An 11997-nucleotide genomic window follows, 5' to 3' on the forward strand; every position below is an offset into this window, starting at 1 on the left:
CTGCCATAAAAACAGCCCTAAAACCGCCAGGAAATCGAACCATGAAAGCCATTGCCCTGTTGCCCTTGATGTTGGTGGCCTCTATCAGCCAGGCCGCCGAGACCGTGAAGATCTATAACTGGTCGGACTACATCGCGCCGGACACCACCAGGAATTTCCAGAAAGACACTGGCATCGGTTTCACCTATGACGTGTACGACAGCAACGAAACCCTCGACGGCAAGCTGATGACCGGTAAATCGGGCTATGACGTGGTGTTCCCCTCCAACCATTTCATGGCGCGACAGATCCAGGGCGGCGCCCTGAAAAAACTCGACAGGAGCCAGTTGCCCAACTGGAAAAATCTCAACCCCGTGCTGCTCAAGGCCCTGGAAGACAACGACCCCGGCAATGCCCACGGCTTCCCGTATCTGTGGGGCAGCACCGGTATCGGCTACAACATCGACAAGGTCAAGGCGGTACTCGGCGACAACGCCCCGGTGGATTCCTGGGACTTGATCTTCAAACCGGAAAACATGGCCAAGCTGCAAAAATGCGGCGTCGCCATTCTCGACAACGGCCCCGAACTGCTGCCAGCCGCGCTGAATTACCTGGGCTTGCCGCACCACAGCAAAAAAGCCGAAGACTACAAGAAGGCCGAGGCCTTGCTGATGAAAGTGCGACCTTACGTGGCGTATTTCCATTCCTCGAAATACACCGCCGATCTGGCCAATGGTGACATCTGTGTCGCCGTCGGTTTCTCCGGCGACATCCTGCAGGCCGAAAGCCGCGCCAAAGAAGCCAAAAACGGCGTGAATATCGGCTACAACATTCCCAAGGAAGGCGCGGCAATCTGGTTCGACATGGTCGCCATGCCTGTCGACGCACCGAATGACAAAGCCGGCTATGCGTTCATGAACTACCTGCTGCGCCCGGACGTGATGGCGAGTATCACCAACTACGTGCATTACGCTAACGGCAACGCGGCGGCCGACAGCCTGGTAGACCCGGCGATCAAGGCCGATACCAAGGTGTATCCAAGTGCGGAAATGATGGGCAAGTTATTTGCACTGCAAGCCATGCCGTTGAACATCGACCGGGTGCGTACTCGGGTTTGGAATACCATTCGTACGGGGCGTTAAATAACAGGAAAACAGCGCCACCAGGAAGGCCGATAAGTCATCGGTACTGGGTGGAATAAATAATCACGTCATAGTTAAGACATGTGATGTCAATTATTTGGAGTGGAAAGTGTTATTGCCTGCGTGAGAGATTTCAATCCGCAACGCGTAACACTTTCACATACACTCATGATCTGACAGGTGACTTATATGTCTTCCATACAAAGCCTTCCCACTGGCGGCACTTGGACCCAACCGGAAAACAGCCCGCCCACCTTACGCGGCACAGACCAGCGTGAGCGCCTCGAAGCCAGGCGTGGCGAGCCCTCGGTCCTCATCGGCGGTGGCGGTGGCGACCAGCTGGTGGGGCGCCAGGGTGAAAACACATTCAAATATGAAAAAAGTACCGACTCCCTTAGCGATGACCCTGACACCCTGTTGAATTTCAACCCCAAGGAGGATGAAATCGATGTGGCCGGGGTATTAAAAGACCACAACATCTCAGCTATTAATATTCAGCCAGGCCCGCCCGTGGAAGTGGGGGATGTGCAACTGACTCATGAGTTTGGCGTGAGCACTTTGACTATCAAGGTCAACCCTGAAGGGCCGAACTTTTCTATACGCGTTGATGGCGTAAATCTTTTGCCGCAGCATATTAATTTCTTTCATTCGGACTAAGCCTATGGATTCTCCAAGTCATGCCCCAACGACTGAATGAATAACGAAAACAACTCGGGTTGCGACGAAATGTCCAGCTTGGCGTACAAATGCCTGCGGTGCACCTTGACGGTGTCCGGCGAGATCTTCAGGCGTTCGGCCATGGCCTTGGAGGAGAACCCCCGCAACACCAGCCGGGCGATTTCCAGTTCGCGGTCCGACAGTACACCGCTGCCGAAATGACTCAGGGCATCGCGAATCTGGCTGTCCATGGCCGGTGCCCGCTCGGTGCTTTGCTGCCAATGCTGCTGCATGAGCGGCAACACCCAGGCCGACAGCGTGGTCAACAGCCCGGTTTCTTCAAAGCTGAAGCGCCGTTGCATGCCCAGTGACAACGACAGGGTGCCGGCGCCAGGCAATTGCAGGATCAATTGCACTTCGTCTTCCAGCACATTGTCATGGAAATAATTGAGGAAGTACTCACTCTGGCGAAAATGGTCCGGCGCCACTTCCTCCAGGCGGTATACGCCGCTGGCGTAGTTTTCGCGGCAGGCCTGGTAAAACGGGTCGAGCAGGTACAAGCCGTTGAGGTACACCAGCATCGACGCCGGCTTGCTGCTGGGCTGGGCGTCGTACTCTTCCAGGGCCTGGGGCGGGCCATCCAGCGGATAGAAAATCGCCAGGGCATTATCGAAGGGCAGGCATTGGTGCAATAACAGCACCAATTGCTTCCAGAACCGCTCCGTGCCGATCTGAGACAGGGTGCGGCCCAACCCCGCGTGCATACCGATTTCCCGGAACAGGTTCATCTCAACATCCCCACCCTCAAATGATCAGCCAAGGGTTAGGCTTCTGGGGGGCACCGTCAAGGGGAGTACGCCAATAGGGGAATTGGCCGACAGCCCCGCCAGCCGATAACGTCGTCACTGTCCAACGGGAAGCATATCCCGAGGAAAAATCATGTTTCGTTTCTGCCTCACACCAAAAACAACGACAGAGGATAACGATATGAGTGCTTCCCCCGCGCCCGATGGCGTGCTCAAGCCCACCCTGAGCGTCTTCGATGTAGTGGCCATTACCGTTTCAGCGGTAACGCCGGCCAGTTCCGTCTTCGTGATCGCCCCGTTTGCCATCCAGCAGGCGGGCAGTGGCGTGTTCCTGGCATTCGTGATGGCGGCGTTGCTCGCGTTGATGTTTGCCTTCTGTTACGCCGAGCTCGGCCGCGCCCATAACAGCGCCGGTGGCGAGTACGTGTATGCCAAGCGTGTGTTTGGTGGCATGGCCGGTTATGCCACCTTCCTGACAGTGCTGGTGATGTTGTTGTTTATCCCGCCGGTATTGGCGACCGGTGCGGCGACTTATCTGAATAACGCTCTGGGCACGACATTCGACGCGCAAACTGTCGCTCTGGTGATCGTGGTATGCAGCTACGCCCTGGGCATCCTCAATATCAAGCTCAACGCCTGGATCACCGGCACCTGCCTGCTGTTGGAAGTGGCGGCGTTACTGGTGATTGTGGTGATCGGCTTCGGTAATCCGGTGCAGCCGGCCAGTGTGTTGCTGCAGCCGCAGATCGTCGAAAACGGCGTGTTGCACCTGGCGCCCTGGGCGCTGGTGATCGGCGCCGTCGGCATCGGCCTGTTCTCGTTCAACGGCTACGGCCCGGCGGTGTTGCTGGCCGAAGACATGAAGTGCGGCGGCAAGGGCGTGCACAAGGCGGTGCTCTGGTCGTTGGGGTTGGTGGTGGTGATTGAGTTGGTGCCGATCACCGCGCTGTTGATCGGCGCGCCGTCCCTGAGCGAGATGATCAGCAGCCCCGACCCGATCGGCTACCTGTTGACCAGCCATGGCAATGAAACCCTGTCGCGGTTGGTGAGCGCCGGGATCTTCCTGTCGGTGTTCAACGCCATCGTTGCCATCGTGATCCAGATTGGCCGGGTGGTGTTCAGCAGCGGCCGCGATGCGTTGTGGACGCCTGGCATCAACAAGCTGTTCACGCGTATTCACCCGCGCTGGGACTCACCGTGGCTGGCGACGCTGTTCCTGGCGATACCCTCGGCGCTGTTGAGCTTCAGTTCTAACCTGGCCGACCTGACCTCATTCAGCGTGCTGCTGATCATGCTGGTGTACCTGGTGGTGGCGCTGAGCGCGCTGATGAGCCGGGTGCTGTTGCGTGATCGCGAGCATCCCTATCGCATGCCGTTATGGCCGCTGCCGGCATTGCTGGCGGTACTGGGTGCCGGTTACCTGCTGGTCACCTTGATCCTGGAGGCCTCGGTACGCGACATCATGATCATCATCGGCTTGCTGGCCCTGTCGGTGATTTTGTATTGCATCAGTGGCCGGTTGAGTCCGGCGTTTCAGAAATTGTAAGGAGTGGGTATGCGTGCACGTCAATTGGGCATCACGTTGGGGCTGGGCATGCCCGGCGAATTGAATGCCATCACCGATGTTCCCGGGGTTCGCGTCGGTCATGCCACGCTCAAGGCACAGGTCGACGGCAAGCAGGTGCGCACCGGCGTTACGCTGATCCAGCCGCGTGCCGGGGAAGCGCGACATCAACCGTGTTTTGCCGGCTATCACGTGCTCAACGGCAATGGCGACGCCACGGGGCTTGAATGGATCAGCGAGGCGGGGCTGCTGACCACGCCGATGGCCATTACCAACACCCACAGTATCGGGGTGGTGCGCGACAGCCTGATCGCCCTGGAGCGCGAGCGTCTGGCGGACCCGGCGGTGTACTGGTGCATGCCGGTGGTCATGGAAACTTATGACGGCCTGCTCAACGACATCTGGGGCCAGCATGTTCGCCCTGAGCATGTGCGCCAGGCCCTGGACCAGGCTGAAAGCGGCCCGGTGCAGGAAGGCGCGGTAGGCGGTGGCACCGGCATGATTTGCCACGAGTTCAAGGGCGGCATCGGCACTGCGTCACGGCGCTTGCCAACGGAGCAGGGCGGCTGGACCGTGGGCGTACTGGTGCAGGCCAACCATGGCAAGCGCCAGGAGCTGCGGGTCGATGGTTACCCGGTGGGCCGTCATTTGACGGACATTGCTTCGCCCTTTGCCGAGCGTGGCACTCCCGGCATGGGCTCCATAGTGGTGATCATCGCCACGGACGCCCCCTTGCTGCCGCACCAATGCCAGCGCCTGGCACAGCGCGCGTCCATTGGCATTGCGCGCACCGGTGGCGGCACCGAGGATTCCAGCGGCGACCTGTTCCTGGCGTTTGCCACCGGTAACCGTGATTTGCCGCCGGCCGACTATGGGCGCAAGGACCTGCCGCTCAGCACCGGCTTGCAGATGGTCAACAACGACCATATTTCGCCGCTGTTCAGCGCGGCGGCAGAGGCGGTGGAGGAGGCGATCATCAATGCCATTCTGGCAGGTGAAGACATGACCACCCAAGACGGCGTCACGGTGCCGGGCCTGGCTGGCGAAACCCTCTTGGCAGCCATGCAACAGTGTGGCTGGAGTATGTCCCGGTAATGGGGGACAGCGCACTTTAATAGTGCGAATAGTGGCTCTTTAATGTTGCTAATGACACCGTGACAATATATTGGATCCATTAATCAAGTGGGCCGCTCACTTAGAGTGGCTTTACTTGTATTTAATATTTAAATAGTGGTGTGCGCCGATTCGGCCACACAAACGCAACGGCCCCCAATAAACACTGCGTGCGACTTCTTCAACTTGAACCTGCGTCACAAGTGTGCGATGGAAATAGATGTAGACGAAAGATTTCAAGTTGTGTCAGTTTTCTTACGCCTTCAAAAGAGGTGAGTGATAGGACTATCCTCGCCCGCGAGGTTCCTATCGAACAAAGACTGATGCACTTGCAAACAAGGAAGTACGTTTATGTCAAAAGTAAAAGACAAAGCTATTGTATCTGCCGCGCAAGCCAGCACTGCTTACTCGCAAATCGATAGCTTCAGCCATTTGTATGACCGTGGCGGCAACCTCACGGTCAATGGCAAACCGTCCTACACCGTAGACCAGGCAGCGACCCAGCTGCTGCGGGATGGTGCTGCGTACCGGGACTTTGATGGCAACGGCAAGATCGATCTGACCTACACCTTCCTCACCTCGGCTACCCAGAGCACCATGAACAAACATGGCATCTCGGGGTTCAGCCAATTCAACACCCAGCAGAAAGCACAGGCCGCACTGGCCATGCAATCCTGGGCGGATGTCGCCAACGTGACCTTTACTGAAAAGGCTTCCGGCGGTGACGGCCACATGACCTTCGGCAACTACAGCAGCGGCCAGGACGGCGCCGCGGCTTTCGCTTACCTGCCCGGCACCGGTGCGGGCTACGATGGCACCTCGTGGTACCTGACCAACAACAGCTACACGCCGAACAAGACCCCGGACCTGAACAACTATGGCCGGCAGACCCTGACCCACGAAATCGGCCACACCCTGGGCCTGGCTCACCCTGGCGACTACAACGCCGGGAACGGCAACCCGACCTATAACGACGCCACCTATGGACAGGACACGCGTGGCTATAGCCTCATGAGTTACTGGAGCGAGAGCAACACCAACCAGAACTTCAGCAAAGGCGGTGTCGAGGCTTACGCTTCCGGCCCGCTGATCGACGACATCGCCGCGATCCAGAAGCTCTACGGTGCCAACCTCAGCACCCGCGCCACGGACACCACCTACGGGTTCAACTCCAACACCGGGCGTGATTTCCTCAGCGCCAGTTCCAATGCCGACAAGCTGGTGTTCTCGGTATGGGACGGTGGCGGCAACGACACCCTGGACTTCTCCGGTTTTACCCAGAACCAGAAGATCAACCTCACTGCCACCTCGTTCTCTGATGTGGGCGGCCTGGTGGGCAATGTATCCATCGCCAAGGGCGTCACCATCGAGAACGCGTTCGGCGGTTCGGGCAACGACCTGATCATTGGTAACCAAGTCGCCAACACCATCAAGAGCGGGGCCGGCAACGACCTCATCTACGGCGGCGGCGGTGCGGACCAGCTGTGGGGCGGCACTGGCAGCGACACTTTCGTGTACGGTGCCAGTTCCGACTCCAGGCCAGGGGCTGCGGACAAGATCTTCGACTTCACCTCCGGTTCGGACAAGATCGACCTGTCCGGTATCACTAAGGGTGCGGGCGTGACCTTCGTCAACGCCTTTACCGGGCATGCCGGCGATGCTGTACTGACCTATGCCTCAGGTACCAACCTGGGCACCTTGGCGGTGGACTTCTCCGGGCACGGCGTGGCGGATTTCCTCGTCACCACCGTTGGCCAGGCGGCTGCCAGTGACATCGTAGCCTGATGTAAAGCGCGCGGTGCTTCGGCGCCGCGCTCCAGGCCGGAGTTGGATATGCCACGTTTTTCCCATTTGATCGCCTGTGTTGTGCAGGTGTTGTTCGTGTCGGCAGGAGCCCACGCAATGGCTAGCAGTCTTGTATTACCCACCTCCGCGCAGCTTGCCGGGCAGTGGGAGCTGAAGCAGCAGGATCAGGTGTGCGCGCTCAAGTTAGTGGAGCAAGCCAACGCGCTGGAGGGCGATATCGCCTGTGCCGAGCAATGGCTGGGCGACAAGCCGCTGACGTGGTCGCCCACCCCGGATGGTATTTGGCTGTTTAACGCTGAAGGCTCAGGGATCACCCATTTGAATCGCCAGAAAGAGGGCGACTATCAAGCCCGCACTAAAGCGGGTGAAGTTGTAAGGCTGCAACGAAAACTTTAATTAAAAGTTATAAGCATATAACTCGATTTGTTAGGCGGCCGTACCCTACTTGGTAGGGGTGACCCTTTTGCGTAATTCGCTGCAAGGAAAAACAATTAATATGGCGAAGTCCCATGGGGTGGCGCCCTTATTCAGGGCGTTGGGTGAATACAAGAGTATTTTGATCAGCGTTGGCTGTTTCACGGCATTGATTAACCTATTAATGCTGGTGCCCTCGATTTACATGCTGCAAGTGTATGACCGGGTGTTGTCCTCCCAGAATGAAACCACCCTGGTGATGTTGACGCTGATGGTCGTGGGCTTCTTTGCGTTTATCGGCCTGCTGGAAGTGGTGCGCAGCTTTATCGTGATCCGCATTGGCAGCCAGTTGGAGCGACGTTTCAACTTGCGCGTGTACAAAGCCGCGTTCGAACGCAACCTGCAGCGCGGCCAAGGGCACGCCGGGCAATCCTTGGGCGACTTGACCGCTCTGCGCCAATTCATCACGGGGCCAGCGCTGTTCGCGTTTTTCGATGCGCCCTGGTTCCCGATCTACCTGTTCGTGATTTTCCTGTTCAATGTGTGGCTCGGCGTGCTGGCCACGGCCGGCGCGGTGCTGTTGATTGGCCTGGCGTGCCTTAACGAATACCTGACCAAAAAGCCATTGGGCGAGGCCAGCGGTTATTCGCAGCAGTCCACCCAACTGGCCACCAGCCATTTGCACAACGCCGAAACCATCCAGGCCATGGGCATGCTCGGTGCGCTGCGCCAACGCTGGTTTGGCGTGCATTCGCAGTTCCTGGGCTTGCAGAACCAGGCCAGCGACACCGGTTCGATCATCACCTCCTTAAGCAAATCCTTGCGCCTGTGCCTGCAATCTTTGGTGCTGGGCCTGGGCGCCTACCTGGTGATCAAGGGCGACATGACCGCCGGCATGATGATCGCAGGCTCCATCTTGATGGGCCGCGTACTCAGCCCCATCGACCAACTGATTGCAGTGTGGAAGCAATGGAGTTCGGCCAAGCTGGCCTATCAGCGCCTCGACGAACTGCTGCGCGAATTCCCGCCAGAGGTCGAGCACATGGCCTTGCCTGCGCCCAACGGCCAAGTCAGTTTCGAACAGGTCAGCGCCGGCCCGCCGGGGCGGCGCATGGCGACCCTGCATCAGGTCAGCTTTAACCTGGCTGCCGGTGAAGTGCTGGGCGTGCTCGGCGCGTCCGGTTCCGGTAAGTCCACCCTGGCTCGCGTGCTGGTGGGCGTGTGGCCAACCCTGGCCGGTACCGTACGCCTGGACGGCGCGGATATTCACCGCTGGAACCGCGACGACCTCGGCCCGCATATCGGCTATTTGCCCCAGGACATCGAGCTGTTTAGTGGCAGCATCGCCGACAACATCGCGCGCTTTCGCGAGGCCGACCCGGAACTGGTGGTCAAGGCCGCGCAACAGGCCGGCGTGCATGAACTGATCCTGCGCCTGCCCCAAGGCTACGACACCGTGCTGGGCGACAACGGCGGTGGCTTGTCCGGCGGCCAGAAACAACGCGTGGCCCTGGCCCGCGCCCTGTACGGCGGGCCGCGCCTGATCGTGCTGGACGAACCCAACTCCAACCTCGACACCGTCGGCGAAGCCGCATTGGCCAGCGCCATCATGCAGATGAAAGCCCAGGGCAGCAGCGTGGTGCTGGTCACCCATCGTTCCTCGGCATTGGCCCAGGCCGATAAGTTGCTAGTGCTCGGCGAAGGCCAACTGCAAGCGTTCGGGCCCAGTCAGGAGGTGCTGCGGGCGTTGTCCGGGCAGCAGGAAGCGCCGAAAGAAAAAACCGGTGTCAGCTTCAGCCGTCACTACCAGGCCGGAAGGAATCCAGGCGCATGAGCAGCCTTACTGTTGAACCTCAAATCAAAGAACGCGATGCCGGCTTTTTCGTAAAAATGGGCTGGGTGATGACCATTGTCGGTGCCGGTGGGTTTTTCCTCTGGGCCAGCCTCGCACCGTTGGACCAAGGCATTCCGGTCCAAGGCACCGTGGTGGTGTCTGGCAAGCGCAAGGCGGTACAAACCTTCAGCCCCGGCGTGGTCAGCCGCATCCTGGTGAAAGAGGGCGAGTTGGTCAAGCAAGGCCAGCCGCTGTTTCGTCTCGACCAGACCCAGAACCAGGCCGATGTGCAATCGCTGCAAGCCCAGTACCGCATGGCCTGGGCCAGCGTGGCGCGCTGGCAGAGCGAGCGTGACAACCTCTCCAGCATCACCTTTCCTGCAGAACTGAGTGCCAACCCCGATCCGGCCTTGATGCTGGTGCTAGAAGGTCAGCGCCAACTGTTCAGCAGCCGTCGCGACGCGTTTGCCCGTGAACAAGCCGGGATCCGCGCCAGCATCGAGGGCGCCAACTCTCAGCTAAGTGGTATGCGCCGTGCCCGCAGTGACTTGACCGCCCAGGCCCAATCTCTGCGCGCGCAACTGAGCAACCTGCAACCCTTGGCCGACAACGGCTACATCCCGCGCAACCGCCTGATGGACTACCAGCGCCAGTTATCCCAGGTGCAGCAGGACCTGGCGCAAAACGCCGGTGAAAGCGGCCGGATAGAGCAGGGCATTGTTGAGTCGCGGCTCAAATTGCAGCAGCACAGCGAGGAATATCAAAAAGAGGTGCGCAGCCAATTGGCCGACGCGCAACTGCGCAGCCTGACTCTTGAACAGCAACTGACCTCCGCCGGCTTCAACCTGCAACACAGCGAGATCAACGCGCCGGCCGATGGCATCGCGGTCAACCTCAGCGTGCACACCGAAGGCGCCGTGGTGCGTGCCGGTGAAACCCTGTTGGAGATCGTGCCCCAGGGCACACGCCTGGAAGTGGAAGGGCACCTGCCGGTGCATTTGGTGGACAAGGTCGGCACACACTTGCCTGTCGACATCCTCTTCACCGCCTTCAACCAAAGCCGCACGCCACGGGTGCCGGGCGAAGTCAGCCTGATCTCCGCCGACCAGATGCTCGATGAAAAGACCGGTGCGCCGTACTACGTGCTGCGCACCAGCGTCAGCGAGGCGGCGATGGAAAAACTCAACGGCCTGGTGATCAAGCCCGGCATGCCCGCCGAGATGTTCGTGCGCACCGGCGAGCGTTCACTGCTCAACTATCTGTTCAAGCCGCTGCTGGACCGCGCCGGCTCTGCGTTGACTGAGGAATGAGCATGAAGCCAGTGTTCATTTCGCTGTTGCTGGTGTGTGGCAGTGCCCAGGCCGCGATGGGGCCCTTCGATGTGTACGAGCAGGCGCTGCGCAACGACCCGGTGTTCCTCGGCGCCATCAAGGAGCGCGACGCCGGCCTGGAAAACCGCACCATTGGCCGTGCCGGCTTGCTGCCGCGGCTGTCCTACAACTACAACAAGGGCCGCAACAATTCCGAAGCGCACCTGCCCGACGGGCGCGGCGGTAGTTACCGCGACGACCGTAACTACAACAGCTATGGCTCGACCTTCAGCCTGCAACAGCCGTTGTTCGACTACGAAGCCTATGCCAACTACCGCAAGGGCGTGGCCCAGGCGCTGTTCGCCGATGAAAGCTTTCGCGACAAGAGCCAGGCGTTGCTGGTGCGGGTGTTGAGCTATTACACCCAGGCGCTCTTTGCCCAGGACCAGATCGACATCGCCAGGGCCAAGAAGAAGGCGTTCGAACAACAGTTCCAGCAGAACCGGCATTTGTTCCAGCAAGGCGAGGGCACCCGCACCGATATCCTTGAAGCCGAGTCGCGCTACGAGTTGGCCACCGCCGAAGAGATCCAGGCCCTGGATGAGCAGGACGCCTCGCTCCGGGAGTTGGGCGCATTGATCGGTGTGCAAAGCGTCAACATCAACGACCTGGCACCGCTGAACCAGAGCTTTGCCGCGTTCACCCTGACCCCGGCCAACTACGACACCTGGCATGAGTTGGCGCTGACCAACAACCCTGTGCTGGCTTCGCAGCGCCAGTCCCTGGAAGTGGCGCGCTATGAAGTGGAACGCAACCGTGCCGGGCATTTGCCCAGAATCACCGCGTATGCCACCTCGCGCAAGCAGGAGTCCGACAGCGGCAACACCTATAACCAGCGCTACGACACCAACACCATCGGCGTCGAAGTGAGCATGCCGCTGTATGCCGGTGGCGGTATCTCGGCCTCCACCCGCCAGGCCAGCCGCGCGATGGAGCAGGCGGAGTACGAGTTGGAAGGCAAGACCCGGGAAACCCTGATCGAATTGCGTCGCCAGTTCAGTGCGTGCCTGTCGGGCGTGAGTAAGTTGCGCGCCTATCAGAAAGCGCTGGCATCCGCCGAGGCGCTGGTGGTGTCGACCAAGCAGAGCATTCTCGGCGGAGAGCGCGTCAACCTCGATGCCTTGAACGCCGAACAGCAGCTGTACAGCACCCGCCGCGACCTGGCCCAGGCGCGTTATGACTACTTGATGGCCTGGACCAAATTGCACTACTACGCGGGCAACTTGCGTGACACCGACTTGGCCAAAGTGGACGAAGCCTTCGGCCCGGATGGAAAACTGTAGGAGCGCGTATTTTGTGGCGAGGGAGCTTG

Annotated in this window: 10 protein-coding genes; 9 read left to right on the forward strand and 1 reads right to left on the reverse strand. The window is 59.6% G+C overall.

Annotated elements, in window-relative coordinates; genetic code table 11:
- Positions 1-41 precede the first annotated feature (41 nt).
- Both AC4PS6_RS19650 and AC4PS6_RS19655 read left to right on the forward strand, forming a co-directional pair.
- A complete protein-coding gene (locus AC4PS6_RS19650; RefSeq protein WP_014718399.1) occupies positions 42-1121 on the forward strand; it encodes a polyamine ABC transporter substrate-binding protein in 1080 nt (359 codons plus the stop codon).
- Between the two features lie 189 nt (positions 1122-1310).
- Positions 1311-1778, forward strand: a complete 468-nt coding sequence (locus tag AC4PS6_RS19655) for a M10 family metallopeptidase C-terminal domain-containing protein (RefSeq protein WP_014718400.1) — start codon at positions 1311-1313, stop codon at positions 1776-1778.
- A 2-nt stretch (positions 1779-1780) separates the two neighbouring features.
- On the opposite strand, the gene AC4PS6_RS19660 is transcribed toward AC4PS6_RS19655, so the two are convergent.
- A complete protein-coding gene (locus AC4PS6_RS19660; RefSeq protein WP_014718401.1) occupies positions 1781-2566 on the reverse strand; it encodes a helix-turn-helix transcriptional regulator in 786 nt (261 codons plus the stop codon).
- Between the two features lie 199 nt (positions 2567-2765).
- On the opposite strand from AC4PS6_RS19660, the gene AC4PS6_RS19665 reads away from it, so the two are divergent.
- From AC4PS6_RS19665 to AC4PS6_RS19695, 7 genes are all read left to right on the forward strand, one after another.
- The gene (locus tag AC4PS6_RS19665) at positions 2766-4130 is read left to right on the forward strand and encodes an APC family permease (protein WP_014718402.1); all 1365 of its coding nucleotides are present in this window, start codon (positions 2766-2768) and stop codon (positions 4128-4130) included.
- Between the two features lie 9 nt (positions 4131-4139).
- Positions 4140-5243: a DmpA family aminopeptidase gene (locus tag AC4PS6_RS19670; protein WP_032903421.1), complete on the forward strand. Its 1104-nt coding sequence runs from the start codon at positions 4140-4142 to the stop codon at positions 5241-5243.
- Between the two features lie 369 nt (positions 5244-5612).
- Positions 5613-7046: a serralysin family metalloprotease gene (locus AC4PS6_RS19675; protein ID WP_336826501.1), complete on the forward strand. Its 1434-nt coding sequence runs from the start codon at positions 5613-5615 to the stop codon at positions 7044-7046.
- 48 nt (positions 7047-7094) lie between these two features.
- Positions 7095-7463 (forward strand): AprI/Inh family metalloprotease inhibitor, encoded by a 369-nt coding sequence (locus AC4PS6_RS19680; RefSeq protein WP_014718405.1) that lies wholly within the window; start codon positions 7095-7097, stop codon positions 7461-7463.
- Between the two features lie 100 nt (positions 7464-7563).
- On the forward strand, positions 7564-9315 hold the full coding sequence (locus AC4PS6_RS19685; protein WP_014718406.1) for a type I secretion system permease/ATPase: 1752 nt from the start codon (positions 7564-7566) through the stop codon (positions 9313-9315).
- Positions 9312-10625, forward strand: a complete 1314-nt coding sequence (locus tag AC4PS6_RS19690) for an HlyD family type I secretion periplasmic adaptor subunit (protein ID WP_014718407.1) — start codon at positions 9312-9314, stop codon at positions 10623-10625. The genes AC4PS6_RS19685 and AC4PS6_RS19690 overlap by 4 nt, the downstream gene beginning before the upstream one ends.
- Positions 10626-10627: 2 nt before the next feature.
- Positions 10628-11968: a TolC family outer membrane protein gene (locus tag AC4PS6_RS19695; RefSeq protein WP_003191155.1), complete on the forward strand. Its 1341-nt coding sequence runs from the start codon at positions 10628-10630 to the stop codon at positions 11966-11968.
- The last annotated feature ends 29 nt before the right edge of the window (positions 11969-11997 follow it).

It is taken from the genome of Pseudomonas sp. DW-iso17 (assembly GCF_058725345.1).